This window comes from Mycolicibacterium psychrotolerans, from assembly GCF_010729305.1.
Lineage (GTDB): Bacteria > Actinomycetota > Actinomycetes > Mycobacteriales > Mycobacteriaceae > Mycobacterium > Mycobacterium psychrotolerans.
On sequence record NZ_AP022574.1, the window covers coordinates 4,679,488 to 4,705,566 of the forward strand.

Sequence of the window (26,079 nt, forward strand, 5' to 3'; positions counted from 1 at the left end):
GGCAGCCTAACGTCTGCCGTCGAAGGCGCCTTTTGCGGCCGCCAGGACCTCCGGCGGGTAGTCCACGAACCGGCGCGCCCAGGCCAGGGCGGCGTCGTAGACGGCGTCGGGTGCGACGAGCTCGTCGACGAGGCCGAGCTCCCGCGCTTCCCTGGCGTCGACGAACCGGCCGCTGAACACCAGGTCCTTGGCCTTGCTCGCACCGATCGCCGCTGACAGGCGGGTCGCCGCCTGCCCCGCGGGAGCGCGGCCGGCCAGGATCTGCGTCGCGCCGAACTTCGCGTTGTCACCGCTGATGCGCCAATCGGCGGCCAACGCCAGCGTCAAGCCCGCGCCGAGTGCGTACCCGGTGATCGCGGCCACGGTGGGCCTCGGCACCGCCGCGAGCGCGTCGACGGCCTCGTGGCACACCCTGGCGGCCGCCTCGGCCTCCTCGGCGTTCAGCGTCTCCAGCTCGGGCATGTCCTCGCCGGCGGAGAAGATCTCGTGCCCGCCGAAGAGGATGACCGCGGTCAGGTCGTCGCGCCGGGCCAGGTCGGCTGCGGCCTCGGCGATCTCGCGACAGACCTGGCGGGTCACGGCGTTGGTGGGCGGCCGGGACAGCAGCAGCGTCGCGATCCGCGCGTCGTCCTCGCCGAAGTGGACGCTGACGAACTCCGTCACGACAGCGGCGCCCCGTCGGTGTAGCCCTGCGGGGCACGCCGATTCCGGGCGGCGTTGTAGCGATCGCTGTTGAAGAACTCGATCTCCCAGTTGCCGCCGGTCTCGGCGGCCAGCGACGGCTCGATCGCGACGATCCGGCGTTCTACGGCCAGCACCTCGGCGACGGTGCGCCCGTTGAGCGCGTCGAGCTGGGTCCACGTCGGCGGCAGCAGGAAGCTGCGGCCATCGGCGAAGTCGTCGAGGGCGGCCTGCGGGGTGACCCAGTCGGCCTTGTCGGTCTCGGTGTTGTCCCCGTCGGCGCGCTGGCCCTGCGGCAGCGCCGCAACGAAGAAGTACGTGTCGTAGCGGCGGGTGCGCTCCTCCTTCGGGGTCACCCAGTTCGCCCACGGCCGCAGCAGATCCGCCCGCAGGACCAGCTTCTCGGCCCGCAGGAACTCCCCGAACGACAGTGACTTGCTCTCCAGCGCCGCCCGCTGCTCCCGGTACACCGACGCGTCGTCGACCAGCAGGTCCGGGTCGTCGGCCGAGCCCGCGAACAACACGCCGGACTCCTCGAAGGTCTCGCGCGCGGCCGCGCACACCAGCGCTTCGGCGAGTTCCTCGTCGGTGCCGAACCGGCCCGCCCACCAGCTGCGGTCGGGTCCGTGCCAGGCGATGTCGGCGTTGCGGTCGCGGTCGTCGACCCCGCCGCCGGGAAACACCATGACCCCGGCGACGAAGTCCATCGCCGAATGCCTGCGCATCAGGAAGATCTTGATGCCCTCGTCGGTGTCGCGCACCAGCATCACGGTCGCGGCCGGCCGCGGAACCAGAGGATCGGTACTCACAAGCGCCTCCTGTGTGCCGCGCGGGTGCGCGTCCGGCGCGCGAAGTACCGGCCGTCGATGATGTCCAGGGCGATGGACTGCCCGAACGCCGTCGACAGGTTCTCCGACGTCAGCACGTCGGTCAGCAGGCCGGCGCCGACCACGGCGCCCTCGGAAAGGATCAGGCAGTGCGAGAAGCCGGGCGGGATCTCCTCGACGTGGTGGGTCACCAGCACCATCGCCGGGGCGTCGGGGTCCAGCGCCAGATCGCTGAGCCGGGCGACGAGTTCTTCGCGGCCGCCGAGGTCGAGGCCGGCGGCGGGTTCGTCGAGCAGCAGCAGTTCGGGGTCGGTCATCAGCGACCGCGCGATCAGCACGCGTTTGCGCTCACCCTCCGACAGCGTGCCGTAGGTGCGGTCGGCCAGGTGCTCGCCGCCGACGCTCTCCAGCATGTCGAGCGCCCGTTCGTAGTCGACGTCGTCGTAGCGCTCGCGCCAGCGGCCGAGCACCGAGTAGCCGGCCGACACCACCAGGTCGCGCACGATCTCGTCATCGGGCACGCGTTGGGCCAGCGCGGCGCTGCTCAGCCCGATGCGCGCGCGCAGTTCGGACATGTCGACCCGGCCGAGGCGTTCCCCGAGGATGTAGGCGGTGCCTGACGACGGATGTTCCATCGCCGCGGCGATGCGCAGCAGGGAGGTCTTGCCCGCGCCGTTGGGGCCGATGACCACCCACCGCTCGTCGAGCTCCACCGACCAGGTCACCGGGCCGACGAGCAGCCGGCCGTTGCGGCGCAACGTGACCTTGGCGAAGTCGATCAGCAGGTCTTCGTCGGCTTCGTGGACGTCATCGTCGGGGTCGGCTGGCACCCGCTCATCGTAGTCAGCCCGGAAACGTCGGGCCGGATGGCGTCCGGCACGTCCGGACGGACCTGGGCCCAGCCGCTGACGGCGAGGATCCGCCCCGGGGTGAGGCGCACGAACAGCTGCACCAGCGGCCCGATGCCGAACGCGTAGACCAGTGTGCCGATGCCGACGGTGCCGCCGAGCAGCCACCCCACGGTGAGCACCGTGACCTCGATCGTGGTGCGCACCAAGCGAACCGAGCGCCCGGTGCGCACCACCAGCCCGGTCATCAGCCCGTCGCGCGGACCGGCTCCGAGGCCCGCGCCGATGTAGAGAACGGTGCTGACGGCGTTGGACACCACGGCCGCCGCCATCAGTGCCGCGCGGACCGGTAGGGACTCCGGTGCGGGAATGAGCCACAGCGCGACGTCGACGGTCACGGCGATGACGACGACGTTGGCGACCGTGCCGATGCCCGGCCGGTTGCGCAGCGGTATCCACGCCAGCAGCACCGCGACGCCCACCACCGCCGACGCCGCGCCGATACTGAGCGGAGTGCGCAGCGCCAGTCCTTGGTGGAAGACGTCCCAGGGGTCCAGTCCGAGGCCGGCACGGACCATCATCGCCATGGACGTGCCGTAGCCAACCAGGCCGGCCAGCAGCGCGACCCCGCGCGCGGCGGCAGTGCTCAGACGGGCCATCCGTCAGGCGTGATCGGGGAAGTGCATGCGGATGGCATCGAGCTCGCTGCGCATGCGGCGGGCGTCGGCGTCGCGATCGTCGATCGCTCCCCCGATCGAGGGCGAGTAATACAGATCGGCCAGCCGGTGGGCCAGTCGAGATATCCAGTGGTTCATACCGCCATGATCTTGGGCCACTGGCTTGCTCTTCAATAGCCAGTCGGTGAATACTGGCCTCAATGACGACGGTGATGACAGCCAGATCTCTCGATGTGGACCTCTTGGCCCGCGAGTTGGGGAACTGGCGCACGTCCAGTCGCAGCGGGCCGGCCTATCACGGGCTGGCCGACGCGATCCGATTGCTCATCGTGGACGGCCGGGTGCCGGTGGGCGCCCGACTGCCCAGTGAGCGGGCCCTGGCCGAGGCGCTGCGCGTCTCCCGCACGACGGTCACCGCGGCCTACGCCCAGTTGCGCGACGACGGATACCTGCACGCCCGGCAGGGCGCGCGGAGCACGACCGCGCTGCCCCTGACCTCGCCCGCGACCGTCATACCGGCCATTCCGACGGCCAATCTGGCCGCCGCCACGCTGGCCGCTCCGGCGGCCGTGGTGTCGCGGGCGTTCGCCGAAGCGGCCGACCAGGTCACGCCGTACCTGCGCGATATCGGAATCGAGTTGCGCGGCGTTCTGCCGCTTCGCGAAGCCATCGCCGAAAGGTATTGCGCACGAGGCCTTCCCACCGAGCCCGACGAGATCCTGGTGACCACCGGAGCGTTGCACGCGATCGGGCTGATCCTGGCCACCTACACCCAACCCGACGATCGGGTGCTCGTCGAGCAACCCACCTACCACGGCGGCCTCGCCGCGATGGCCGTCCGCGGCCTGCGGCCGGTGCCGGTCGCGATGACCCCCGACGGCTGGGAACTCGACGCCATCGACGCCGCGATCCGTCAGCTGTCCCCGAGCCTGGCGTATCTGATCCCCGACAACCACAATCCGACCGGGATGACGCTGCCGCCTCCGGGGCGGAGCCGGCTGGCGCACATCATCGGCGAGACCCGCACCCGCACCATCATCGACGAGACGATCACCGACATGTGGCTCGACGAGGAGGTGCCTGCCCCGTTCGCCGCGTCGATGACCACGCGCCGGGACCTGATGCTGACCGTCGGGTCGATGTCGAAGTCGTTCTGGGGCGGACTGCGCATCGGCTGGATCCGGGCCGAGCGGAACACTCTCGCCACGGTCGCCGCGCTGCGACCCGCGATCGACATGGGCACACCTGTGTTCGAGCAGCTGGCTGCGGCAAGGCTTTTGGCGGTCGAGGACGATGTGCTCCCGGACCGGAGGGAGATCCTTCGTGCCCGCCGCGCGCTGCTGCTCGACCTGCTCGCCGAGCACCTTCCCGACTGGCGGCCCTCCCCCGGCAAGGGCGGGATGTCACTGTGGGTGCGGCTGCCCGCGCCGATGAGCTCGGCACTGTCGGCGGCCGCGTCGCGGACGGGCCTGGAAATCCCGCCCGGTCCGCGCTTCGGCGTGGACGGCACGCTGGAGCGGTTCATCCGGGTGCCCTACACCCTGCCCGACGACCAGCTCGTCGCCTCGATCGAGCTCCTGGCGCGCGCGTGGCGCGCTGTCACCGGATCCACGTCGGTGGAGCCGACCGCGGTCGTGGTCTGACTCAGTCCGGGATCTCGACGCGACGGACCACGCCGTCGAGCGCGTCGGCCGCTTCGATCTCGCCGCGGGTGATGCCGAGGATGAACAGCACGGTGTCGAGATACGGGTGGCTCAGCGACGCGTCCGCCACTTCGCGCAGCGCGGGTTTGGCGTTGAAGGCCACGCCGAGTCCCGCGGCGGTGAGCATGTCGATGTCGTTGGCGCCGTCACCGACGGCGACGGTCTGTTCCATCGGCACCCCGACCTGCTGGGCGAAATTGCGCAGCGCCTTGGCTTTTCCGGGCCGGTCGACGACGTCGCCGATGACCCGTCCGGTGAGCTTGCCGTCGACGACCTCGAGTTCGTTGGCGGCGACGAAGTCCATCATCAGCTCGTGCGCCAGCGGCTCGATGACCTGCCGGAAGCCCCCGGAGACGATGCCGCAGTAGTAACCGAGGCGGCGCAGTGTGCGCAGCGTGGTGCGGGCACCTGCGGTGAGTTCGATCTGCTCGGCCACCTGGTCGAGGACGCCGGCGGGCAGCCCTTCCAGCGTCGCGACACGTCGGTGCAGCGACTCGGCGAAGTCGAGCTCGCCGCGCATCGCCGCCTCGGTCACCTCGGCGACCGCGGCCTCGGCGCCGGCATGCGCGGCCAGCATCTCGATCACCTCACCCTGGATCAGGGTGGAGTCCACGTCGAACACGATGAGGCGCTTGGCACGGCGGGACAGGCTGTAGTCCTCGACCGCGATGTCCACGCTCTCCTGGACCGCCACGCGGGCCAGCGTCGCCTGCAGATCGCGGTAGCTGCCCGGCGGCACCGACACCCGCAGCTCGAGTCCGGTCACCGGATAGTCGGAGACACCGCGGATGAAGTCGATGTTCACGCCCAGCGCGGCCGCCTCGCGCGCCACCACGCCGAACGCCTCCGCCGTGATCGGCCTGCCCAGCACCACGATGGTGTGCGTCGACGGTTCCCGCAGCACCGGCAGGCCGTCGCTGCCCTCGATCGTCACCTCGAGGCCGAGCCGGTGTATCGCGGCCGAGACCTCGTCGCGCAGATCCGGTCCGGCGGCCACCTCGGCGGCCGCGGCGACGAGCACTCCGAGTGTCAGCCGGCCGCGGATGACCACCTGTTCGACGTTGAGGAGGTCCACCCGATGCCGGGACAGCACCTCGAACAGCGCCGACGTCACACCCGGCTGATCGCGACCCGTCACAGTTATCAACAGCGACGAACGATTGCGCGAAGTACCGGCCGTTACGCTTCCGATGCGCTCACCCCCGAGTGCCTCTGGCGTTCTTGCGGTCAGGTGCGGACTTCGGCTTCGTCGAGCCGAGTCACGTCTCCGTCCTCCGGACCGTGGGCACGTCCGACATGGGCTTCACGCCGCATCCGCTCCACCATGTGCGGGTAGTGCAGCTCGAATGCCGGCCGCTCCGAACGGATCCGGGGCAGCTCGGTGAAGTTGTGCCGCGGCGGCGGGCAGGACGTCGCCCACTCCAGGGAGTTGCCGTAACCCCACGGATCGTCGACCATCACCGGCTCGCCGTAACGCCAGCTCTTGAAGATGTTCCAGAGGAACGGCAGGGTCGACAGGCCGAGGATGAAGGCGCCGATGGTCGAGACGATGTTCAGCGTGGTGAACCCGTCACTGGGCAGGTAGTCGGCGTAGCGACGCGGCATGCCCTCGTCGCCGAGCCAGTGCTGCACCAGGAATGTGGTGTGGAACCCGATGAACGTCAGCCAGAAGTGCACCTTGCCCAGCCGCTCGTCGAGCAGCCGGCCCGTCATCTTCGGGAACCAGAAGTAGATGCCCGCATAGGTCGCGAACACGATGGTGCCGAACAGCACGTAGTGGAAGTGCGCGATGACGAAGTAGCTGTCGGTGACGTGGAAGTCCAGCGGCGGGCTGGCCAGCAGCACCCCCGAAAGACCACCCAGCAGGAACGTCACGATGAACCCGACGGAGAACAGCATCGGGGTCTCGAAGGTCAACTGCCCCTTCCACATCGTCCCGATCCAGTTGAAGAACTTGATGCCCGTCGGGACGGCGATCAGGAACGTCATGAACGAGAAGAACGGCAGCAGCACCGCACCGGTGGCGTACATGTGGTGCGCCCACACCGCCACCGACAGCGCCGCGATGCCCAGCGTCGCGTAGATCAGCGTGGTGTAGCCGAAGATCGGCTTGCGGCTGAAGACCGGGAAGATCTCGCTGACGATGCCGAAGAACGGCAACGCGATGATGTACACCTCGGGGTGGCCGAAGAACCAGAACAGGTGCTGCCACAGCAGCACACCGCCGTTGGCCGGGTCGTACACGTGCGCGCCGAGATGCCGGTCGGCCGCCAGGCCGAACAACGCCGCCGTCAGCAGCGGGAAGGCCAGCAGCACCAGGATCGAGGTCACCAGGATGTTCCAGGTGAAGATCGGCATCCGGAACATCGTCATGCCCGGCGCGCGCATGCACACCACCGTGGTGATCATGTTCACCGCGCCGAGGATGGTGCCCAGACCACCGACGGCCAGACCCATGATCCACAGGTCACCGCCCGCACCGGGCGAGTGGATCGCGTCGGTCAGCGGCGAATAGGCCGTCCACCCGAAGTCGGCGGCACCGCCGGGGGTGATGAAGCCGGCCGTGGCGATCAGCGCGCCGAACAGGAACAGCCAGAACGAGAACGCGTTGAGCCGCGGGAACGCGACGTCGGGCGCACCGATCTGCAGCGGCAGCACCAGGTTCGCGAAGCCGAACACGATCGGCGTCGCGTAGAACAGCAGCATCACCGTGCCGTGCATGGTGAACAGCTGGTTGTACTGTTCGTTGGACAGGAACTGCAGACCCGGCACGGCGAGCTCGGTGCGGATGAACAGCGCCATCAAGCCGCCGATGAGGAAGAACGCGAAGCACGCGACGCAGTACATGATGCCGATCAGCTTGTGATCGGTCGTCGTGACGAGCTTGTAGATCAGGTTGCCCTTGGGCCCGATCCGCGACGGGAACGGACGCCGTGCCTCGAGTTCTCCGATTGGGGGCGCTTCGGCTACCAACTGGTCCTCCAACCTTCCTTACGGACCGGGACGTCACAGAGGGCTTCCCGAGGATGTTTGACATGAATCGTAACTCCCGAACCTGACAGAGGCGGGGGTGGTCCTACAAACCGTCGTAATTGCGTCCCTTTTTCGGTCGGCGCGTGGCCTGACCAGCACCGGAGACCGCGGATGTTACCGTCTGCGACGTGTCGGTGCGGGCGGCGGGGGCAGCGGGAGCGCTTGGCGTGGCAGTGATGCTGACCGGGATCCTGGGCGGCTGCGGCTCGTCGGGGGAACCCACCACGGCGACGCAGGGTTCGATCATCACCAGCACCACCCGCATCGCGAGCGCCGGGGTGCTCGGTAACGACCGGCGGCCCGACGAATCGTGTGCTCCGGATCCCGCTCCGCTCGACGACGGTCCCCCCGATCGCGAGGTGAGGAACGCGACCGGGCACGCCATCACCCCGCCGATCCCGCAGACCACCGTGGTGCGCGCCGACCCGCAGCGCATCGTGGCGCTCGCCGGCGATCAGCTCGACGCGCTGTGCGCGCTGGGCCTGCAGTCGCGGGTCGTCGCCGCCGCGCTGCCCGACGGCTCGCCCGACCAGCCGTCGTATCTGGGCACCGCGATCCACGACCTGCCCGCGGCCGGCACGCGCAGCGACCCGGACCTGGACGCCATCCGGTCCGCGCAACCCGATCTGATCCTGAGCTCCGTCGCGCTCACGCCCGAGGACCACCCCGCGCTCACCGCGATCGCCCCTACGGTGTTCAGCGGACCTCCCGGCGTGGCATGGAAGGACAACCTGCGCACGGTCGGCGCGGCCACCGGCCGGCTCGAGGCGGCCAATCGGCTCATCGACGACTTCGGCCGGGCCGCCGACAAAACCGGCGCCAACCATGACGCCACGCATTTCCAGGCGTCGGTCGTGCAGTTCACCGACTCCACCATGCGGGTGTTCGGCACCGACAACTTCCCCGGGAGTGTGCTCGCCGACGTGGGGGTAGATCGACCGGCGGCGCAACGGTTCACCGACAAGCCCTACGTCGAGGTGGGCATCACCGACGAGGACCTCGCGAACTCGCCGGACTTCTCCGCCGCCGACGGCGACCTCGTCTACGTGTCGTTCGCCACCGCCGAGGCGCGCGAGCGGGCACCGAAGGTGATGGGCAGCGACGCCTGGAAGCGATTGTCGGCCAACCGGGACAACCGGGTGTTCGCGGTCAACAACGAGATCTGGCAGACCGGCGAGGGCATCGTCGCCGCCCGCGGCATCGTCGCCGACCTACGACTGGTCAACGCACCGATCAACTGATCGTGCCGGCGCGGCGCGCCTGCTGCCTGTCCGGGGCAAGGGCAGTCCTAGAACATCGCAGCGGAGCTCACCTCGGAATGGCTGCGCATGAAGGAAACCAGCCGATGCACATAGCTGGGGAGCGCGGGCGGTTCGATCCCGCTGCCTGCCAGATCGGCACGGCAATGCTCGGTCAGATACGACGTGGGATGCACGAAGTAGTCGACGTCCTCGGCAGGAATCCGCATCAACCGGTACAGCCCGGGAACGCGTGCCAGCGCGACTTTGGCGACCTTGCGCGGCACGGGCACCTTGATGACCTCCCGGCCGGTCGCCCAGCCGATCACGTCGATCAACTCGTCGACGGTGAGCGGCCGCGGATCGGCGAGCGCATAAGTTTTGCCCTCCGAGTTCGGTTGCCGGCTCAGGTAATTCACCGCATCGACGACGAAGTTGCGCGGGACGACGTTGACGCGCGTCATCGTCGGATCTCCGGCCACCGGGAGGATCGCCCGCCGCGGCTGCCGCAACAGCCACTGCATGATGAAGTACGGTCCGTCGAACTTCTGCGTTTCGCCCGTACGGCTGTCGCCGACGACGATCGACGGGCGGTAGATCGTCGCCGGCATCCCCGCCGACATCCGAGACCGCACTTCCGCCTCCGCGAGGTGCTTGGTCTCCTCGTAGTAGTTGTTGAACGGCGCACCGACTTCCAGGTCGTCCTCGCCGAACGGACCGGCGTAGCGGCCGCTGACATAGCAGGTGCTGAAGTAGTGGAGGCGTGTCAACGCCGGACAGAGCGCAAGTGCGTCGAGCACGTTTCGGGTCCCGTCGACATTGACTCGGACGCCCACGTCCCGGGTCACCGACAGGTCGTACGCCGCCGCGAGATGCCAGGCCTCCGTGACCTCGTCGAGGACACCGGCGCCGAGGCCCAGCCCGGCCCGGGTGATGTCGCCCTCGGCCAGCTGGATCCGCCCCTCGAGGGATGGGTCGGCGGCGTAGAGTTCGGCCACGCGTCGTTCGGCATCTGCGGCGAATTTGGACTGCACCAGGCAGATCGCCGCACCCTCCGTCCGTGCCAAGATGCCCGGCAGCAGCGCACTGCCGAGGAACCCGGGAACCCCTGTCATCAGCACGGTCATCGCTGCACTCCCTCGTCAACTCCATCGGACACCCCGCCCGTGCCCCGAACAAGGGAACAAAGGCATTCCGTGCGGCCAGTGTGGGCGTCGCTGGCGAATCCCATCGGCAGCCGAGGTAACCGCTGGGTATCCGAGGTTTCTATCGTGTGACAGATATGGTCGGCGATATCCTCGGCACCGACGATGAGCCACGATGAGCCCATGCCGCTGACCCGGGCCGGACGGCCACGTCTGCACGCCCAGCGACGCCCCGGCACCACCGCACGGGACGAAATCCTCGATGCCGCAGGCGAATTGTTCACGACGCAGGGCTACGCGGGGACGTCCACCCGGCACATCGCCGAAACGGTCGGCATCCGGCAGGCGTCCCTCTATCACTACTTCAAGACCAAGGACGACATCCTCTGCGCCCTGCTCAGCCAGACCGTGTCGCCCTCCCTGTCGTTCATCCCCGGCCTTCGCGCCGCCCGCCCTGCGATGAGCGACGCGCAGCAGCTGCACGCGCTGGCCGTCTTCGACGGCACACAGTTGCTCTGCGGCCGCTGGAATCTCGGGGCGCTCTACCTGCTGCCCGAATTGCGCGATGCGCGGCTCGAGCCGTTCTACTCCGACCGCGAACGGCTGCGCAGGCACTACCTGAGCCTGAGCCTGGCCATCGCCCGCGGCTCCGGCGTCGACCCGGCCGCCGCAGACCTTCCGTTCCGGCTGGTCGAATCACTGGTGAACATGTGGTCGACCCCTGAGGGACCCCAGCGCGACCAGCTGCCCCGGCACGTCGCCGACGCCTGCCTGCGGGTGCTCGGGGTACCCGACCCCGAGGCGATGCACGACCGGACCACGCAGGCCCTGACCGGCGCGCGGTGATCCTTCTCACGGCAGCGCTCGCCGACGGATGAACCGGGGCACCCTGGGTGTTGGCCTTGATGGCCGTGCGATCACGGCCCAGGTTCCGGCACGCCTCGATTCGGGGCACACGCCTGCAACAAAGACGAGAAGAGGATGAGACATTTGAGCACCGTTTCCGCATACGCAGCCCACGCGGCCGGCGAGCCGTTGACGAAGACCACGATCACGCGCCGCGACGTAGGCCCCCACGACGTCGCCTTCGACATCCATTTCGCCGGCATCTGCCACTCCGACATCCACACGGTGCGCGATGAATGGGGCCAGGCGGCGTACCCGGTGGTACCCGGTCACGAGATCGCCGGGATCGTCACCGAGGTCGGATCCGAGGTGACCAAGTTCGCGGTCGGTGACCGCGTTGGCGTCGGATGTTTCGTGGACTCCTGCCGCGAGTGCGAGTTCTGCCTCGCCGGCGAGGAGCAGTACTGCAACAACCCGGGCATGGTCGGCACCTACAACGCCGTCGGCTTCGACGGAGAGCCCACGCAGGGCGGTTACAGCGGCGCGATCGTCGTCGACGAGAACTACGTTCTGACGATCCCCGACTCGATCCCGCTCGACAAGGCTGCCCCGCTGCTGTGCGCGGGCATCACCACCTACTCCCCGCTGCGGCACTGGAACGCCGGCCCGGGCACCGAGGTCGCGGTGATCGGCCTGGGCGGTCTGGGCCATCTCGCCGTGAGGATCGCGGTCGCGATGGGCGCCCGCGTCACGGTGCTCAGCCAGTCGCTGAAGAAGATGGAGGACGGTCTGCGCCTCGGTGCCTCCGAGTACTACGCCACCAGTGAGCGCGACACCTTCAAGAAGCTCAAAGGCAAGTTCGACCTGATCCTCAACACCGTGTCGGCCAATCTCGACATGGGCGACTACCTGGGCCTCCTGGCCCTCGACGGCACGCTTGTGGAGCTCGGCATGCCCGAGCGTCCGATGGAGGTGCCCGCGCCCGCATTGATCTTCGGCAGGCGCCGGCTGTCCGGGTCGCTGATCGGTGGCATCGCCGAAACCCAGGAGATGCTCGACTTCTGCGCCGAGCATGACGTGACACCCGACATCGAGGTGATCGCGCCCGACTACATCAACGAGGCGTACGAGCGGGTGCTGGCCAGCGACGTGCGGTACCGCTTCGTGATCGACACGGCCGCGCTGCGTTAGTCCTCGTCGGCCGGCTGCTCGCCGATGTCCACACCGGCGAGCGGCCATCCGGCGGCGGCCAATCGGGCCGCGACCCGCGCGACGTTCTCGGGCCCGGCGTCGTGGTGGGTCACGTCGGCGATGAAGGCGGCGATCTCGTCGCCGTCGATGGCGCCGTCGACCGTCGCCGCCTGACCCTGCGCGGTGATGTGGGCGATGACCGCGCGCAGCTGCTCGTCGGTCAGGGGCGTGGCGCGCAGAAGGGCCAGCAGCGGCACCCGGTCGGGACCCGGCACACCGCTGGGATACCCGGCGCGCAGCCAGTTCAGGATCGAGCTCAGCAACGACGTGGTGGTCACCTCCCCAGTGTGTGCCGTTGCGACCCCGAAAGGTGCCGAACCGGCCGCAGTGTTCGCCGGGCGTTCATCTCGGGTCGTGACTGTGAACCTGCTGGAAGCCGTGTAAACACTGGATTTCTCGAGTTGTCGGGTGGTCTATACAGTGCGACGCTTCTGATCGGTCCGCCGGTGGGCGGGCCGAATTCGTAGTGATTCGCCCCCCAGGAGACCCGCATGGCCACTGAATCCGCAGCAGTCGAGTCCGCTGCGCCCGCCGGACTGAAGAAGGGCGCGATCGGCATGGTCGCCGTCATCTTCATGGCGGTCGCCAACGCCGCGCCCATCACCGCGATGACCGGAAACGTGCCGATCGCCGTCGGTTTCGGCAACGGACTGGGGGCACCGGCGGGATTCCTGTTCGCGACGATCGCCCTGACGCTGTTCGCGCTCGGGTACGTGGCGATGGCCAGGCACATCACGACCACGGGGGCGTTCTACGGGTTCATCTCCCACGGCCTGGGCCAGGCGTGGGGCATGGCCAGCGGCTTCCTGGCCACCTTCGCCTACGTGGTTTTCGAGGGATCGCTGATCGGCGGCTGCGCCTACTTCGCCAACGACGCGGTGAACACCCTTGTCGGAGTGAACATCCCGTGGCTGGTGTTCGCGATCGCCGCCATCGTCGTCATCGGCGTGCTCTGCCACTTCCACATCAGCCTGACCGCCGCGATCCTCGGGGTGACGCTCGTGTCAGAGGTGCTGATCCTGCTGGCGCTGGCGTTCAGCGTGATCGCCAAGGGCGGCGGTCCCGACGGCTTCATGCTCGACCAGACCGTGCTGCTGAACAACGCCTTCGAGAGCCTGCCCGAGGGCGCCTTCGGAACCGCTGCCGCCGCAGGGTCGATGGCGGTCGGGTTGTTCTTCGCCTTCTGGTCCTGGGTCGGATTCGAGACGACCGCGGTGTACGGCGAGGAATCGCGCAACCCGAAGAAGATCATCCCCCGCGCGACGCTGATCGCCGTCATCGGACTCGGCCTGTTCTACACGTTCATCTCCGCGATGGTGCTGGCAGGCAACGGCGCCAAGACCTCGGTGGAGGCGTCCATCAGCTCCTCACCGCTGGATCTGTTCTTCGACCTGGTCGACGCCAACCTCGGCGGGTTCCTGCTCGACGTCTACAAGATCCTGCTGGTGATCGGCTCCTTCGCGTGCGCACTGGCCTTCCACAACGCGGCTTCGCGGTACCTGTTCGCACTCGGCCGCGAGATCCCGGCCGCCAAGGTCAAGTCGACTCTGGGCGCGGCTCATCCCAGGCACGGTTCGCCCTACATCGCGTCGGCGGTGCAGAGCGTGATCACGATGGTGATCGTGCTGCTGTTCTTCGTCTTCACGGCCGTGCAGGTGCCCGACGCCAACGGCCTGCCCGTCGACACCCCGACCCTGGTGCCCTACACCAACATCTACGGGCTGCTGGCGCTGATCGGCACCGCGGCGATCCTGCTCGTCCAGGCAATCTGCTCCATCGCCGTGATCTGGTACTTCTGGGTCCGAAAGACGCACCGTGGCAACGTCATCACCACGCTGATCTGCCCGCTGCTCGGCGCAGTGGCGATGGGCTACGTCGTCTGGCTGCTGTGGGACAACCGCGCGTTCGCGGCCGGCTACGCGGCGAACTCACTGGTGTTCAAGAGCACCCCGTACCTCATCGCCGCGGTGTTCGGCATCGGTATCGCCTACGCGATGTGGTTGCGCTTCTCCCGGCCCGACACCTACACCGAGATCGGCCGCACGGTGATGGAGGACAGCCACGAGCGCAGCTAGCCCCGCGCGGCCGCGCGGGTCAGCGCACGCTCCACGCTGTTGCGCGCCAGCACGACCTTGAACCCGTTCTGGCTCAACGGTTCTGCACCGGAGACGGCGACGCGTGCGGCCGACCTGAAGGCGTCGGCGTCGGCGGTTCTGCCGACCAGTTCGGCTTCCGCCGCGCCCACGCGCCACGGTGTGGCCGCCACGCCGCCGAGCACCACGGCCGCCGATCGGGTCACGCCGTCGCGGATGTCCAGACCGACGGCCACCGAGACCAGCGCGAAGGCGTAGCTGTGCCGGTCGCGGACCTTGAGATACCAGCTGCGCGCGCCGAAGGGAGACGGCGGCAGTTCGATCCCGGTGATCAGCTCGCCCGGTGCGAGGCTGTTGTCGCGCTCGGGATGTTCCCCGGGAAGGGTGAAGAAACCGCCGATCGGGATCGACCGCGGCCCTGACGGACCGGCGACGTGCACCAGGGCGTCGACCGCCGCCAGGGCGACCGCCATGTCGGACGGGTGCACAGCGACGCAGGTGGTGCCCGCGCCGAACACCGCGTGCTCGCGGTTGAACCCGGCCACGGCCGCGCAGCCGGAACCGGGAGACCGCTTGTTGCAGGCCGTGAATGCCGGGTCCATGAAATACGGACAGCGGGTGCGTTGCATCAGGTTCCCGCCGACCGTGGCCATGTTGCGGATCTGCGTGGTCGCGCCCGACAGAATCGCCTGGGAGAGCACAGGATACGCCGCGCGCACCAACGGATGGTTGGCCGCGTCGCTGTTCGTCACCCCCGCGCCGATCAGCACTCCGCCGGAGGGCAGCGCCTGCACCGACCCGAGGTCGAGGTCCCCGATGTCGACGAGCGCCGACGGTGTCTCCACCCCGGTCTTCATGAGGTCGAGCATGTTGGTTCCGCCCGCGTAGTAGCGGGCGCCCCGCGCCGCTGCGCCGAGCGCGTCGTCGATGCTGGTGGCGCGGTGGTAGGCGAAGGTCAACATGGCGCCTCGTGCGCGCTGGTGATCGCCGCGACGATGTTCGCGTAGGCACCGCACCGGCAGATGTTGCCTGCCATGCGTTCGCGGATCTCGGCTTCGGTCAGCCGCGGCGGGCCGTGCACGACGTCGTCGTGGCTGCCGTCGAACGAGGCCGCGGACAGGTCGCCGCCGGCGTACTCGCGCAGCAGCGCCCGCGACGAGCAGAGCTGTCCCGGTGTGCAGTATCCGCATTGGAAGCCGTCGTGCTCGATGAAGGCGCGCTGCAACGGATCGAGCCCGTCCCCGTCGGCGAGTCCCTCGACGGTGCGGACCTCGGCGTCGTCGACCGACACCGCCAGCGTCAGGCAGCTCAGCACCCGCCGGCCGTCGACCTCGACGGTGCACGCCCCGCAGAGGCCGTGGTCGCATCCCTTCTTCGTGCCGGTCAACGAGAGTCGCTCCCGCAACAGGTCGAGCAGTGTCGAGCGGACATCGGTCTCGAGCTCGCGCCGGGCACCGTTGACGGTGAGCCGCACGCGGTGGGTGGGTGATGTCATGGTCGCGTCAGACCTTCCTGTCGTGCGTCGGCGGGCTCCAGCAGAGCCTCGAGCGTGATCGGCAACGCCCGCAGGCGTTTTCCGGTGGCGTGGTGGATGGCGTTGGCGATCGCGGCGGGCACCCCGCAGGCGCCGATCTCGCCGATCCCCCGCACACCGATCGGGTCGAGCGCGTAGTCCGGCCGCTCGAGGAAGCTGATGTCGAAATCCGGTCGGTCGGCGTGGGTGGGCACGTAGTACTCGCCGAGCGGCAGGGCGGTGTGCGGATCGTGGGGCACCTGTTCGAGCAGGGCCATGCCCACGCCGAACGTGATGCCACCCATCACCTGGTTGGTCGCCAGCTTCGGGTTGAGCACCCGGCCGCAGTCCATCACGGCCACCCAGCGGGTGACCGTGGCGCGGCCCAGCGCCTCGTCGACCTCCACTTCGCAGAAGTGCGCGCCGAACGACTGGGACACCGCACCGCCGTCGGGGGCCCCCTCGCTGGTGACCGTGAAGCTCAGTTCGTCGGCGAGTTCGACTGAGACGCCTTCGGCGGGCAGGATTCTGCCACCCAGCCGACGCTTCCACTCCTGGGCCGCGGCGAAGACCGCCGAGCCGACGGTCGCGGTGGTCTGGGAGGCGCCGCTGTACGGAGCGTCGGGGAACGCCGAGTCTCCGGAGTCGAAGATCACGCGGTCCAGGGGCAGGCCCGTGGCGTCGGCGGCCACCTGTGCCATCACCGTCCGCACGCCGGTGCCGATCTCGTGCGTCGCCGCGCTGAACCGCACGCGACCGTCGGGAAGGGTCCGCACCCCGCAACCGGCGGGCATCCTGCGGCCCGGATAGGTCGCCGTGGCCATCCCCCACCCGACCTGAACACCGTTGCGGGACAACGTCCGTGGCGTAGTCGGGCGGCTTTCCCAGCCGAAGCGTCGCGCGCCGGCGAGGTAGCACCCGGCCAGGTCGGCCGCCGACCACGGCCGGCCGTTGGTCTGATCGCGGTCGGTCACGTGGGCCAGTCGCAGCTGCAGCGGGTCACGATTCGTGGCCTCGGCGAGTTCGTCCATGGCCACCTCCAGGGCGAACAGCCCCGGCGCCTCCCCAGGTCCCCGCATGAAACAGGGGGTGGGCGCGTTGATCCGGGCGACGGTGTGCGACACCGCCAGTCGCGGCGAGCGGTACAGGAAGCGCGTCGACAACCCGGTCGGTTCGCAGAAGTGCGCGACGGTCGACGTCTCGGTCAGGGTGTGGTGTTCGGTGCTCGCGATCGCGCCGGTGTCGTCGGCGACAAGGGAGATCCGCTGTTCGGTGCGCGGACGGTGACCGGTGGAGGTGAACATCTGATTGCGTGTCAGGACGAGCTTGACGGGGCGGCCCACCGCGCGCGCGGCCACCGCGCACAACACCACATGCATCCACAGAAAGCTCTTGGCGCCGAAGGCCCCTCCGACCAGAGGTGACAGGACCCGGATGCGCTCTTCGGCGATCCCGAGCCAGGCCGCCAGCGCGCGCCGCTCACCGGTGATCCACCGGGTGCTGTCGTGCACGACGAGCATGTCGCCGTCCCACTGCGCGATGGTCGCCGACAGTTCGATCGGATAGTGGGCGTTCTCCGGCGTCGTGTAGGTGGCCTCCACCTTGGTTCCGGGCGGTTCGGCCTCCGGACCGCGACGGTCCTGCAGCTTCTCCTCGGTCAGCTTGACGAAATGGTCGGGCCGGTAGGTGCCGTGGCGGACCACGCCGTCGTCGGCGAGAGGCGGGTCGGCGAGCACCTGGGCCGCCGACAGCGCAGCAGGGGCGGCCTCGTAGTCGAAGGTCATCAGAGATGCGGCGTGCGCCGCGTTCTCCGGCGAGTCGGCCACCACGAGCGCCAGGTGCTGGCCGATGTGCTGGACGGACAGGTCGGACAGCGGCGGACGGCGTTCCAGCGGTAGGTCCCAGGTGAGGTCTTCCGGAAGGACATGCAGCGCGGCACAATTCAGTGGCGTCAAGACGTGCAGCACACCGGGCGCCGCGGCGGCCAGCGCGGCCGCGGCGGCCACCGATTCCGCGGTGACGCTGCCGTGCGGGATGTCCGATTGGACCAGCGCGGCGAAGGTGACGCCCTCGACCGGGGTGTCGGCGGTGTAGCGGGCCCGCCCGGTCACCTTGTCGGCTCCCTCGACTCGGGACACCGGGCGCCCAACGGATTCGCTCACCGCTTCAGTGTCACAGGTGCCGCGGCCGATCGCGTCGCCGCTGACCGGAGTCTCCCCTTACCGCTAGCCCCCATCCCCGCTCGCCGGGTCGCGCCCGGCCGCTGCGATGTCACAATGTCAGACCATGGGCGCTCTCCGGGTCGTGGTGGCCGACGACGACGTGCTGCTGCGGGAAGGGCTCGCCAGTCTGCTGCAGCGCTCGGGACTGGACGTCGTCGGTCAGGCCGGCGATTCGTCGGCGCTGCTGGACCTCGTCCGAACCGAGCAGCCGGATCTCGTTCTCACCGACATCCGCATGCCGCCCACCCACAGCACCGAAGGGCTCGACGCCGCCCAGGTGATCCGCCGCGAATCACCGCAGATCGCGATCATGGTGCTCTCAGCGCACGTCGACGTGGACCATGCGATGGAGTTACTCGCCGGGGGCCATGCCATCGGCTACCTCCTCAAGACGCGTGTCACCGATGTCGACGACTTCATCGACACGGTGGCGCGGGTGGCCAACGGCGCCTCGGTGGTCGATCCGGCGCTGGTGGCCGGACTGTTCGGGGCACGCAAACGCGACGACCCGCTGGCCGCGCTCAGCGCGCGGGAACGCGAGGTGCTCACGTTGATGGCCGAGGGCCTGTCCAACGGCGGCATCGGACGGCGGCTGTGGGTCACCGAAGGCACCGTGGAAAAGCACGTGCGCAGCATCCTGACCAAGCTGAACCTGCCCGAGACGGGCGACGATCACCGTCGGGTGCGCGCGGTGATCATGTTCCTGGAGGGCCGCTGACGCCTCGGCCGGCCAGCAGTCGGCTGATCGCGACCGGGGACAGCGCGAATTTCGGCAGGAAACCCAGGGCGGGGCTGGCCGCGATGAGGTCGGCGAAATCCTGTTCGTCGTGCGTGGACGTCAGGATCACCGCCACCTCGGCCAACCGCTCGGCGACGTCGAAACCGCTGTCGGCGCCCAGGTCGACGTCCACCAGCGCGAGGTCCGGCCGCAGGGCGCGGGCCTGCTACTCTGCTTCTTGCGCGTCGGCCGCGGTGCCGACCACGACGAAGTCGGCGCGCTCGAGCATCTCGCGCGCAGCGTCGCGGAAGCCGGGGCTGTCGTCGACGATCAGGCAGCGCACTCCAGTCATGCTTCGAGCTTGCCTCGGCGATCGCCCGATGGCATTCCTGTTAACAGGAAACTCTGCGATTACCATCACCCGGTGACCTGGCGTTCGCTTCCGACCCGGCTCCTGGCCCTGGTCGTGCGGCCCACCGCCCGGCCGCTCGGTGTCGGGATCGCCGTGGCCTTCGCCTTCCTCGTCGCCGAGGTGCTCGCCGTCTTCGCGCTCAAGCGGATCGCGCCCGAGAACGCCTTCGGGGCGCTGCTGCTGCTGGGCGTGCTCGTCGTGTCGGCCGGGTGGGGCTTCGGATTGGCGATCGCCACATCGCTGGCCAGTGCGGCGGTGTACGCATACCTGCATCTGGAAGGCCGCGATAGCCTCGCGCCCGCACTCGCGATCTTCCTGACGCTGGCGCTGTTGACCAACGCCCTGGTCGGCCAGGCGCGGTTGCGCGCCGCCGAGGCCGAGCAACGCAGGCGGCAGGCCGACGCGCTGGCCGCCCAGCAGGCGGCGCTGCGGCGGGTCGCCACGTTGGTCGCCGGCGGCGCCGAGCTGTCGCAGGTGTTCTCGGTCGCCGTCGAAGAGCTGGCGCACAGCCTCGACGTCGACCAGGTGACGTTGTTGCGCTTCGAATCCGACGGCACCGCCGTCGTGCTGGCCGCGCGCGATCGGCCCGGCAAGCCCAACCTGGTGACCGGTGAGCGGCTGTCCCTGGCCGGGGACAGCGTCAGCGCCCGGATCCAGCAGCGCGGTGCGCCTGCCCGTATCGAGGATTACGCCGTGGCGACCGGTGCGATCGCGACCCGGCTGCGCGGCCTGGGCGTGCGCTCGGCTACGGGTGTCCCGCTGATCGTCGACGGCGCGGTGCTGGGCGCACTGCTGGTGGGTTGCCTTGACTCCGAGGCGATCTCCGAGGATCTCGACGCCCACATCGGCGACTTCGCCGACCTGATCTCCACGGCGATCGCCAACGCGCAGACCCGGGCCGCGCTGACCGCGTCGCGCGCCCGCCTGGTCGTCGCGGCCGACGAGGCGCGCCGCGGCTTCGAGCGCGACCTGCACGACGGCGCACAGCAGCGCATCGTCTCGCTCAGCCTGGAGTTGCGCCAGATCGAGGCGGCAGCCGACGAGGCGCTGCGTACCCAGGTGTCGAGTGTGGTGTCCGGTCTGGCCGGTCTCTACTCGGACCTGCAGGAGCTCTCCCGCGGGATGCACCCGGCGGTGCTGTCCAAGGGTGGGCTGCCGTCGGCGCTGAAGGCGCTGGCGCGGCGCTCCTCGGTTCCGGTCGAGTTGGCGGTCGGGGTGGACCGCCGGTTGCCCGAGTCGGTGGAGGTGGCCGCGTATTACGTTGTCGCCGAAGCGTTGACGAATGCGCCCAAGCACGCCGAGGCGGAGGTGGTCACCGTCGAGGTCGGTCTCGACGACGAGACGCTGCACCTGTCGGTCATCGACGACGGCGTCGGTGGCGCCACCGCGGGCGCCGGCTCGGGCCTGGTGGGCCTGCGCGACCGCGTGGAGGCCCTCTCGGGCGCGCTCACGGTGACGAGTGAGCCGGGGGCCGGCACCCGGATAGACGCCGCCATCCCCGTCGGCGAGCACTGAGGACCGCCGAGCCATTCTCAGGCCGGCGGTGCGGCCGCGAGCGTCAGCGTGAAGGTCGCCCCGCCGCCCGGGGTCTGCTCGACGGAGATGTCGCCATGATGGGCGACGGCGATCTCACGGACCAGCGCCAGTCCGATGCCATAGCGTTCGCGGCCTGTGGTCGCCGTGTGGGTGTGCCCGTGGGAGAACCGGGCGAACAGGCCTTCCATCGCGTCGGGATCCACACCCACGCCGTCGTCGCGCACGTCGATGACGACGTTCGGTCCTCGCCGCCGGAGACGGATCTCGATGGAACCGCCGACGTGTTCGTGCGCGAGAGCGTTGTCGACCAGGGAGGTGAGCGCGCGGCGCAGTGCAGCAGCCGATCCGAGAACGACGAAAGCCGTTGCGGCCGAATCGACGTCGCGGTTCACCGCCAGGCTCACCCCGGCGGACTCGGCGTGCTCGGACATGCTGGCGCGGACGTCCTCGGCGAGGGCGGCGACGTCGACGCGGTCGCGGGGCACCCCGCTGCCGGCCATCGAGGCCGACGCCAGCAGATCCTCGATCACCTCACCCAGCACCCGGGTGTCCGCGGCCAGCGCCTCGATCTGCTCCCTGGTCCGCTGCTCGTCGCCGTCGTCGAAGCGCCGGGCGAGCAGTTGAATTCTCGTGTGTAGCACGGTCAATGGAGCGCGGAGCTCATGTGAGGCATCGGCGACGAATCGGCGCTGCAGGGCCAGGGCCTCCGTGAGCGGTCGAAGCGACCGCCGCGTGAGCAGGACGACCACCGCGATCGAGGCGAGAATGCCTGCCAGTTCCGCCGCGCCCAGCGCCAGCAGCAACCGGTTCCGGCTCGCCTCATAGGACTCCAGCGCCAGCAGCGCCACCACCCTGCCCTCGGGCCTGTCGGCGACCAGCACGCGGTACGACTCCTCACCGATGCGCATGTCGGAGAAGCCCGGCGGCCGCCCGAGCAGCTCCGCGGTCGGCAGCCCGTCGACGCTGGCGGCGGTCGTACCGGCCCGATCCCGGAGCACGAGTTGCATGCCCGGCGGCGGATCGGTCACGTCGTCGGCCGTCCCGGCCACCGAGGTCAGCTGATCGGCGATCTGTTGCTTCTGCACCTGCGCGTCGACGAGGAAGATGACCGCCCCGACCAGCAGCAGCACCGCGGTCAGGGCGAGGGAGGCCTGCAGGGCGGCGATCCGACCCGCGCGCCGCACGACGGCCAGGTCGCTGCCCGGACTCATCCCGCCCCCAGGCGGTAACCGGTGCCGTGCACGGTCCGCACGATGCCGCGGCCCAGCTTGCGACGAAGGTAGTGCACGTAGGTGTCGACAACGCCGGGATTGTCGACACCGTCGAATGCCGAGCTGAGCAGCTGGCCGCGGGTGTAGGTGCGCCCCGGGGTGCTCATCAGGACGCTGAGCAGCGCAGCTTCCCGCTCGGAGAGTTCGACGTCGCCTCTCACCGCGGGCCCGCTCACGGTGCGGGTCACCCGGTCCAGGGCCAGACCGGCCACCCGCAGAGTCGAGTCGCCGTTCGGCCGACGCACCAGAGCGCGGATGCGGGCCAGCAGCTCGGGTACTTCGAACGGTTTGACCAGGTAATCCTGCGCGCCCGCGTCGAGGCCGTCGACGCGGTCGGAGAGCGCACCTCGCGCAGTGAGCATCAGAATCGGGGTGGGCGTGCCCCGCGACCGCAACGCCACGACGAGGTCGAGGCCGTCCATGACCGGAAGCCCGCGATCGACGATGATCGCGTCGTAGCGCCGCGTGAGTGCGGCATGCAGGCCCCGCTGAGCGTCATGGGCGGCCTCGACCTCGTACCCCTCGTCGGTGAAGAGCCCGACCAGCATCGAACTCAGGGTGCGGTCGTCCTCGACGATCAGCAGCCTCGGCTTCGCGGTGCGGTCGGGCACTCGACGAGCGTGCCACGGGAGTTCTTCGAAGGCTCGAAGAATCGGCTGTCAGCATCGGCGCCATGGATTCCCCCCGTTCCGGAGTGCGCCGCGCCAGAGCCGCATCGTGGGCGCTGGCCGGGCTCGGCGTCGCCGCCGTCGCGGGCACCTCCACGCTGGCCTACGCCGACACCGCCCGACCGGCGACGTCCGCCGCGCAGGTACTCGTCGACCCCGCGCCGCCGCAGGGAGATCCGTCGCCCGTCCTCGACCTGCCCCTGCCACCGGCGCCGTCGACCACGGCCACCGACACGCCGCCGCCGGCGCCCGAGCCCACGGTCGCACAGACGCCGGCCGCTCCGGTGACCACGGAACCCCGGTACACGCCCCGACAGACGTACGAGCCCACTCCGGTACAGACGGCCGATCCCGCACCGTCCCCTGCACAGACCACGCAGTCCCGCGTGCCGGCGACGCCTCCGACCACCCGCCGGCGCACCCTCACTCCGGCGACCGTGCTGTCACCGAGCTTCTCACCGCACGTGACGGTGTCGCGCGGCTCATGACCCTCGACGCCCCGGACCTAGCGCACAGCCGATGGCAGCGCTGGAGCACCGACATGCACATCGTCGTGACCGAACCGGCCACGCTGCACCTCGCCCGGCTCGAGGTCGACGCCGAACTGGACGCGGTCGAGCGTGCCGCATCCCGGTTCCGGCCGGACTCCGAGGTGATGGCGCTCACCACCTCCGGTGGTCGGCCGACGCAGATCAGCGAGACACTGGCGACCCTGCTGGAGGCCGCACTGACCGCGGCCCGGGACACCGACGGCGACGTCGACCCCACTGTGGGTGCCGCAGTGGTCGCACTCGAACACGACGACCGTGCTGTGCTCTCGACTGTCACGCCGGCGTGCTGGTCGATGGTCACCCTCGACGGCAGCGTCGTCACCGTGCCACCCGGGGTGCTGCTCGACCTGGGGGCCACCGCGAAGGCGGTCGCCGCCGATCGGTGCGCCGACCGGGTCCACGAGGTCACCGGCAGCGGGGTGCTGATCAACCTGGGCGGTGACATCGCCACCGCAGGGCCGGCGCCCGACGGAGGCTGGCAGGTGCTGGTGCACGACGTCGACGGCGATCCGGAGAGCGCCGTCGCGTTGCCGTCCGGCACCGCACTGGCCACCTCCAGCACCCTTCGGCGCGGCTGGCGGCGCAACGACATACTGATGCACCACATCCTGGACCCGCGAACAGGCCGGTCCGCGGATCCGGTGTGGCGTACGGTATCCGTCGCGGCGCACACCTGTGGGGCCGCCAACACCGTATCGACCGCGGCGATCGTGCGCGGTTGGGCAGCGCTGAAATGGATTGACGCGCTGGGGATGTCGGCCCGGTTGGTGGACCGCGACCGTGTCGAGCACACCGTCGGCGCCTGGCCCCGCACCGCTGCGCAGGCCCGGCGATGACCAGCGAGGCCCTGTGGGCGCTGGGGCGCGGGACCGGGATCACCGCCCTGGTGTTCTTGACGATCGCGCAGGCCCTGGGCATTGCGACCCGCTCCGGCCGCCGCGTCGCCGCACTCCCCCGCTTCGCGGTCGCCGACGTCCACCGCGTCGCCGCGCTGGCCGGTACCGGACTGGTGGCTGCGCATCTGACCCTGCTGTTCTTCGACCCGTACGCCCAACTACGGCTCGTCGACTTCGTCGTTCCCTTCCTCGCCGCGTACCGACCCGTCTGGCTCGGCCTGGGAACCCTCGCCTGTGACGTCCTCGTCGTGGTGACCGTCAGCGCCCTGTTGCGTCATCGCCTCGGCCTGCGCGCTTTCCGCGTGATCCACTGGGTCGCCTACGCGTTGTGGCCGGTCGCGCTGGTGCACGCACTCGGCGCGGGCACCGACGCCTTCCGGGCCTGGTTCCTCGCTCTCGCGGGCGGCTGCGCCGCCGTCGTCGCCGCCGCCCTGGTGTGGCGGATGCGGGCCGACTTCGTCGAGTACGCCGACACCCGAACAGAGGCCGGCCGATGAACATCGGCTCGTCGCCACCCACGAATCCGCCTGGCGCACAACGTCTCTTCAGCGCCCGCACGCCCGGCCTCGCCGAGCACCACACACGGTTCGGGACCCTTCCCGCCCACTCGCCGGAGCACGTGGTCGCGTCGCTGCACGAGGCGGGTCTGACGGGACGGGGCGGAGCCGGGTTCCCCACCGGCCGCAAGATCGCCTCGGTCACCGGCGACAGAGCCGTCGTGATCGGCAACGGCGCCGAGGGTGAACCACTCAGCCAGAAGGACGCCGTGCTGTTGACCCGCGCTCCCCACCTGGTGCTGGACGGTCTGCAGGTCTGCGCATCGACGGTCGGCGCGGACAGGGTCTGCCTCTATGTGCCGGGGCGCATCTCGCCCGCCGTACGAGAGGCCCTCGACGAACGGAGCGCGGCCGGAGTGGACCGGCGCCGGGTGACCATCGTCGACGCCCCCGACACGTTCGTCGCCGGGGAGGAGTCCGCGGTGGTCCGGCGCATCGAAGGCGGTCCGGCGATCCCCCGCGACCGGACGGTCCCGACGTCGATCGCAGGCGTGCACGGACGCCCCACGCTGGTGAACAACGTCGAAACACTCGCCCATGTCGCGTTGATCGCCCGCTACGGTCCGCAGTGGTTCCGATCGGTCGGCGACCCCGAAGATCCCGGCACCATGCTGGTCACGCTGTCGGGAGCAGTACCGCGACGCGGCGTCGTCGAGGTGCCCACCGGAACCCTGCTGGCGGACGTCCTCGCCATCGGCGGCCTCACCGACCTGCGGAGCACGCGAGCCGTCCTGATCGGCGGCTACCACGGCAGCTGGATCCCCACAGCGAGCCTCGCCGGAGCACGCCTCTCCCGCGCGGGTCTACGGCCGCGCGGGGCCACCCCCGGTGCCGGCATCGTCCATGTGCTGGCTGCCGAGCAGTGCGGCCTCGCCTACACCGCGGGCATCGTCGCCTACCTCGCCGATCACGGTGCCCGGCAATGCGGCCCGTGCCGCAACGGCCTTCCCCGGCTGGCTCAACTGTTCGACCACCTCGCCTACGGCCGGGTCGAGGACGGACAGATCGCCGAGCTGCACCGGATGCTCAGCCTCGTCGACGGTCGGGGCGCGTGCCGCCACCCCGACGGCACGGTCCGACTGGCTCGCAGCGCGCTGGACATGTTCGCCGACGACGTGACCCACCATCGCACCGGCCGCTGCGGCGCCGCCCTGGAGATCGCATGACGAACACTGCGGCACCGCGGAGGCTGCACATCGACTGGACGCGATGCGATGGCCGAGGACTGTGCACCGAGTTGCTGCCCGGGGTGCTCGGCCGCGACGACTGGGGCTACCCCCTGGCCCGCGACGGGTCCCGCGAGCCGGTGATACCGCGCGACGACCTGCGCCAGGCGCGCATGGCAGTCAACCGCTGCCCACGCCTCGCGCTGTCCCTGAGGACGCGGACCTAG

General features: G+C 69.8%; 26 protein-coding genes and 1 pseudogene. 12 read left to right on the forward strand and 15 right to left on the reverse strand.

Going from position 1 to position 26,079, the window contains the following annotated elements:
• Nucleotides 1-6: 6 nt before the first annotated feature.
• From G6N45_RS22765 to G6N45_RS27765, 5 genes are read right to left on the reverse strand one after another with little or no spacing between them, the layout of a single operon-like run.
• Nucleotides 7-663 (reverse strand): enoyl-CoA hydratase, encoded by a 657-nt coding sequence (locus G6N45_RS22765; protein ID WP_163725075.1) that lies wholly within the window; start codon nucleotides 661-663, stop codon nucleotides 7-9.
• The gene (locus G6N45_RS22770; RefSeq protein ID WP_179965393.1) at nucleotides 660-1,448 is read right to left on the reverse strand and encodes an NUDIX hydrolase; all 789 of its coding nucleotides are present in this window, start codon (nucleotides 1,446-1,448) and stop codon (nucleotides 660-662) included. The genes G6N45_RS22765 and G6N45_RS22770 overlap by 4 nt, the downstream gene beginning before the upstream one ends.
• Before the next feature lie 38 nt (nucleotides 1,449-1,486).
• Nucleotides 1,487-2,338, reverse strand: a complete 852-nt coding sequence (locus tag G6N45_RS22775; protein WP_163725080.1) for an ABC transporter ATP-binding protein — start codon at nucleotides 2,336-2,338, stop codon at nucleotides 1,487-1,489.
• The gene (gene yczE / locus G6N45_RS22780; RefSeq protein ID WP_163725083.1) at nucleotides 2,287-3,015 is read right to left on the reverse strand and encodes a membrane protein YczE; all 729 of its coding nucleotides are present in this window, start codon (nucleotides 3,013-3,015) and stop codon (nucleotides 2,287-2,289) included. The genes G6N45_RS22775 and yczE overlap by 52 nt, the downstream gene beginning before the upstream one ends.
• A gap of 3 nt (nucleotides 3,016-3,018) precedes the next feature.
• Nucleotides 3,019-3,171 carry a hypothetical protein gene (locus G6N45_RS27765; protein ID WP_170312463.1) on the reverse strand — a complete coding sequence of 51 codons (153 nt, stop codon included), beginning with the start codon at nucleotides 3,169-3,171 and terminating at the stop codon, nucleotides 3,019-3,021.
• Between the two features lie 62 nt (nucleotides 3,172-3,233).
• Between G6N45_RS27765 and yczR the strand changes: the two genes are divergently transcribed.
• Nucleotides 3,234-4,676 (forward strand): MocR-like transcription factor YczR, encoded by a 1,443-nt coding sequence (gene yczR / locus G6N45_RS22785; protein ID WP_163725086.1) that lies wholly within the window; start codon nucleotides 3,234-3,236, stop codon nucleotides 4,674-4,676.
• Nucleotide 4,677: 1 nt separating this feature from the next.
• Here yczR and serB read toward each other — a convergent pair whose 3' ends face one another.
• Together serB and ctaD are read right to left on the reverse strand one after the other, a co-directional pair.
• Nucleotides 4,678-5,928 carry a phosphoserine phosphatase SerB gene (gene serB / locus G6N45_RS22790; protein WP_163728913.1) on the reverse strand — a complete coding sequence of 417 codons (1,251 nt, stop codon included), beginning with the start codon at nucleotides 5,926-5,928 and terminating at the stop codon, nucleotides 4,678-4,680.
• A gap of 35 nt (nucleotides 5,929-5,963) precedes the next feature.
• Entirely contained in the window at nucleotides 5,964-7,709 is a 1,746-nt protein-coding gene (gene ctaD, locus G6N45_RS22795) for an aa3-type cytochrome oxidase subunit I (RefSeq protein ID WP_163725088.1), read from the reverse strand.
• A 236-nt stretch (nucleotides 7,710-7,945) separates the two neighbouring features.
• On the opposite strand from ctaD, the gene G6N45_RS22800 reads away from it, so the two are divergent.
• The gene (locus G6N45_RS22800; protein WP_163728916.1) at nucleotides 7,946-9,010 is read left to right on the forward strand and encodes an iron-siderophore ABC transporter substrate-binding protein; all 1,065 of its coding nucleotides are present in this window, start codon (nucleotides 7,946-7,948) and stop codon (nucleotides 9,008-9,010) included.
• Nucleotides 9,011-9,057: 47 nt separating this feature from the next.
• On the opposite strand, the gene G6N45_RS22805 is transcribed toward G6N45_RS22800, so the two are convergent.
• Complete coding sequence (locus G6N45_RS22805) at nucleotides 9,058-10,134, reverse strand: SDR family oxidoreductase (protein WP_163725091.1); 1,077 nt, start codon at nucleotides 10,132-10,134, stop codon at nucleotides 9,058-9,060.
• A 201-nt stretch (nucleotides 10,135-10,335) separates the two neighbouring features.
• Between G6N45_RS22805 and G6N45_RS22810 the strand changes: the two genes are divergently transcribed.
• A complete protein-coding gene (locus G6N45_RS22810; RefSeq protein ID WP_163728919.1) occupies nucleotides 10,336-10,998 on the forward strand; it encodes a TetR/AcrR family transcriptional regulator in 663 nt (220 codons plus the stop codon).
• A 144-nt stretch (nucleotides 10,999-11,142) separates the two neighbouring features.
• Nucleotides 11,143-12,189 carry an NAD(P)-dependent alcohol dehydrogenase gene (locus G6N45_RS22815; protein ID WP_163725094.1) on the forward strand — a complete coding sequence of 349 codons (1,047 nt, stop codon included), beginning with the start codon at nucleotides 11,143-11,145 and terminating at the stop codon, nucleotides 12,187-12,189.
• On the opposite strand, the gene G6N45_RS22820 is transcribed toward G6N45_RS22815, so the two are convergent.
• The gene (locus tag G6N45_RS22820) at nucleotides 12,186-12,527 is read right to left on the reverse strand and encodes a DUF3349 domain-containing protein (protein WP_163725099.1); all 342 of its coding nucleotides are present in this window, start codon (nucleotides 12,525-12,527) and stop codon (nucleotides 12,186-12,188) included. The two genes, G6N45_RS22815 and G6N45_RS22820, sit on opposite strands and share 4 nt — an antisense overlap.
• 213 nt (nucleotides 12,528-12,740) lie before the next feature.
• On the opposite strand from G6N45_RS22820, the gene G6N45_RS22825 reads away from it, so the two are divergent.
• Complete coding sequence (locus tag G6N45_RS22825; protein WP_163725100.1) at nucleotides 12,741-14,324, forward strand: APC family permease; 1,584 nt, start codon at nucleotides 12,741-12,743, stop codon at nucleotides 14,322-14,324.
• Here G6N45_RS22825 and G6N45_RS22830 read toward each other — a convergent pair.
• From G6N45_RS22830 to G6N45_RS22840, 3 genes are read right to left on the reverse strand one after another with little or no spacing between them, the layout of a single operon-like run.
• On the reverse strand, nucleotides 14,321-15,304 hold the full coding sequence (locus G6N45_RS22830) for an FAD binding domain-containing protein (RefSeq protein ID WP_163725103.1): 984 nt from the start codon (nucleotides 15,302-15,304) through the stop codon (nucleotides 14,321-14,323). The genes G6N45_RS22825 and G6N45_RS22830 overlap by 4 nt on opposite strands.
• Entirely contained in the window at nucleotides 15,298-15,837 is a 540-nt protein-coding gene (locus G6N45_RS22835) for a (2Fe-2S)-binding protein (protein ID WP_163725106.1), read from the reverse strand. Before G6N45_RS22835 ends, G6N45_RS22830 begins: the two co-directional genes overlap by 7 nt.
• The gene (locus tag G6N45_RS22840) at nucleotides 15,834-18,017 is read right to left on the reverse strand and encodes a xanthine dehydrogenase family protein molybdopterin-binding subunit (protein ID WP_163725109.1); all 2,184 of its coding nucleotides are present in this window, start codon (nucleotides 18,015-18,017) and stop codon (nucleotides 15,834-15,836) included. The genes G6N45_RS22835 and G6N45_RS22840 overlap by 4 nt, the downstream gene beginning before the upstream one ends.
• Before the next feature lie 124 nt (nucleotides 18,018-18,141).
• Here G6N45_RS22840 and G6N45_RS22845 point away from each other — a divergent pair, with 124 nt between their 5' ends.
• Nucleotides 18,142-18,795: a response regulator transcription factor gene (locus G6N45_RS22845; RefSeq protein ID WP_163725112.1), complete on the forward strand. Its 654-nt coding sequence runs from the start codon at nucleotides 18,142-18,144 to the stop codon at nucleotides 18,793-18,795.
• Here the strand turns inward: G6N45_RS22845 and G6N45_RS22850 are convergent.
• Nucleotides 18,773-19,147, reverse strand: a pseudogene (locus tag G6N45_RS22850) (LytR/AlgR family response regulator transcription factor). The gene G6N45_RS22845 and the pseudogene G6N45_RS22850 overlap by 23 nt on opposite strands.
• A 72-nt stretch (nucleotides 19,148-19,219) precedes the next feature.
• Between G6N45_RS22850 and G6N45_RS22855 the strand changes: the two are divergent.
• On the forward strand, nucleotides 19,220-20,722 hold the full coding sequence (locus G6N45_RS22855; protein WP_246228767.1) for a GAF domain-containing sensor histidine kinase: 1,503 nt from the start codon (nucleotides 19,220-19,222) through the stop codon (nucleotides 20,720-20,722).
• Nucleotides 20,723-20,739: 17 nt separating this feature from the next.
• On the opposite strand, the gene G6N45_RS22860 is transcribed toward G6N45_RS22855, so the two are convergent.
• Together G6N45_RS22860 and G6N45_RS22865 are read right to left on the reverse strand one after the other, a co-directional pair.
• On the reverse strand, nucleotides 20,740-21,954 hold the full coding sequence (locus tag G6N45_RS22860; RefSeq protein WP_163725114.1) for a sensor histidine kinase: 1,215 nt from the start codon (nucleotides 21,952-21,954) through the stop codon (nucleotides 20,740-20,742).
• On the reverse strand, nucleotides 21,951-22,625 hold the full coding sequence (locus G6N45_RS22865; protein WP_057147602.1) for a response regulator transcription factor: 675 nt from the start codon (nucleotides 22,623-22,625) through the stop codon (nucleotides 21,951-21,953). Before G6N45_RS22865 ends, G6N45_RS22860 begins: the two co-directional genes overlap by 4 nt.
• 62 nt (nucleotides 22,626-22,687) lie before the next feature.
• On the opposite strand from G6N45_RS22865, the gene G6N45_RS22870 reads away from it, so the two are divergent.
• Genes G6N45_RS22870 through G6N45_RS22890 form a run of 5 tightly spaced genes read left to right on the forward strand, consistent with a single transcriptional unit; the run spans nucleotide 22,688 to nucleotide 26,079 of the window.
• Nucleotides 22,688-23,170, forward strand: coding sequence for a hypothetical protein (locus G6N45_RS22870; protein WP_163725117.1), 483 nt, complete (start codon nucleotides 22,688-22,690; stop codon nucleotides 23,168-23,170).
• Nucleotides 23,167-24,069 (forward strand): FAD:protein FMN transferase, encoded by a 903-nt coding sequence (locus G6N45_RS22875; protein ID WP_163725120.1) that lies wholly within the window; start codon nucleotides 23,167-23,169, stop codon nucleotides 24,067-24,069. Before G6N45_RS22870 ends, G6N45_RS22875 begins: the two co-directional genes overlap by 4 nt.
• Nucleotides 24,066-24,626, forward strand: a complete 561-nt coding sequence (locus G6N45_RS22880) for a ferric reductase-like transmembrane domain-containing protein (RefSeq protein ID WP_163725124.1) — start codon at nucleotides 24,066-24,068, stop codon at nucleotides 24,624-24,626. Before G6N45_RS22875 ends, G6N45_RS22880 begins: the two co-directional genes overlap by 4 nt.
• The gene (locus G6N45_RS22885) at nucleotides 24,623-25,852 is read left to right on the forward strand and encodes an NADH-ubiquinone oxidoreductase-F iron-sulfur binding region domain-containing protein (RefSeq protein ID WP_163725127.1); all 1,230 of its coding nucleotides are present in this window, start codon (nucleotides 24,623-24,625) and stop codon (nucleotides 25,850-25,852) included. Before G6N45_RS22880 ends, G6N45_RS22885 begins: the two co-directional genes overlap by 4 nt.
• On the forward strand, nucleotides 25,849-26,079 hold the full coding sequence (locus G6N45_RS22890) for a ferredoxin (RefSeq protein ID WP_163725130.1): 231 nt from the start codon (nucleotides 25,849-25,851) through the stop codon (nucleotides 26,077-26,079). The genes G6N45_RS22885 and G6N45_RS22890 overlap by 4 nt, the downstream gene beginning before the upstream one ends.

Excerpts from the sequence above, each read along its gene's own strand:
- G6N45_RS22845 (WP_163725112.1), top strand. The coding sequence starts at position 18,142 with ATGGGCGCTCTCCGGGTCGTGGTGGCCGACGACGACGTGCTGCTGCGG.
- G6N45_RS22890 (WP_163725130.1), top strand. The coding sequence starts at position 25,849 with ATGACGAACACTGCGGCACCGCGGAGGCTGCACATCGACTGGACGCGA.
- G6N45_RS22880 (WP_163725124.1), top strand. The coding sequence starts at position 24,066 with ATGACCAGCGAGGCCCTGTGGGCGCTGGGGCGCGGGACCGGGATCACC.
- G6N45_RS22875 (WP_163725120.1), top strand. The coding sequence starts at position 23,167 with ATGACCCTCGACGCCCCGGACCTAGCGCACAGCCGATGGCAGCGCTGG.
- G6N45_RS22805 (WP_163725091.1), bottom strand. The coding sequence starts at position 10,134 with ATGACCGTGCTGATGACAGGGGTTCCCGGGTTCCTCGGCAGTGCGCTG.
- yczE (WP_163725083.1), bottom strand. The coding sequence starts at position 3,015 with ATGGCCCGTCTGAGCACTGCCGCCGCGCGCGGGGTCGCGCTGCTGGCC.
- G6N45_RS22770 (WP_179965393.1), bottom strand. The coding sequence starts at position 1,448 with ATGCTGGTGCGCGACACCGACGAGGGCATCAAGATCTTCCTGATGCGC.
- G6N45_RS22870 (WP_163725117.1), top strand. The coding sequence starts at position 22,688 with ATGGATTCCCCCCGTTCCGGAGTGCGCCGCGCCAGAGCCGCATCGTGG.
- G6N45_RS22810 (WP_163728919.1), top strand. The coding sequence starts at position 10,336 with ATGCCGCTGACCCGGGCCGGACGGCCACGTCTGCACGCCCAGCGACGC.
- G6N45_RS22800 (WP_163728916.1), top strand. The coding sequence starts at position 7,946 with ATGCTGACCGGGATCCTGGGCGGCTGCGGCTCGTCGGGGGAACCCACC.
- G6N45_RS27765 (WP_170312463.1), bottom strand. The coding sequence starts at position 3,171 with ATGAACCACTGGATATCTCGACTGGCCCACCGGCTGGCCGATCTGTAT.
- G6N45_RS22825 (WP_163725100.1), top strand. The coding sequence starts at position 12,741 with ATGGCCACTGAATCCGCAGCAGTCGAGTCCGCTGCGCCCGCCGGACTG.
- G6N45_RS22885 (WP_163725127.1), top strand. The coding sequence starts at position 24,623 with ATGAACATCGGCTCGTCGCCACCCACGAATCCGCCTGGCGCACAACGT.
- G6N45_RS22860 (WP_163725114.1), bottom strand. The coding sequence starts at position 21,954 with ATGAGTCCGGGCAGCGACCTGGCCGTCGTGCGGCGCGCGGGTCGGATC.
- G6N45_RS22835 (WP_163725106.1), bottom strand. The coding sequence starts at position 15,837 with ATGACATCACCCACCCACCGCGTGCGGCTCACCGTCAACGGTGCCCGG.
- yczR (WP_163725086.1), top strand. The coding sequence starts at position 3,234 with ATGACGACGGTGATGACAGCCAGATCTCTCGATGTGGACCTCTTGGCC.
- G6N45_RS22830 (WP_163725103.1), bottom strand. The coding sequence starts at position 15,304 with ATGTTGACCTTCGCCTACCACCGCGCCACCAGCATCGACGACGCGCTC.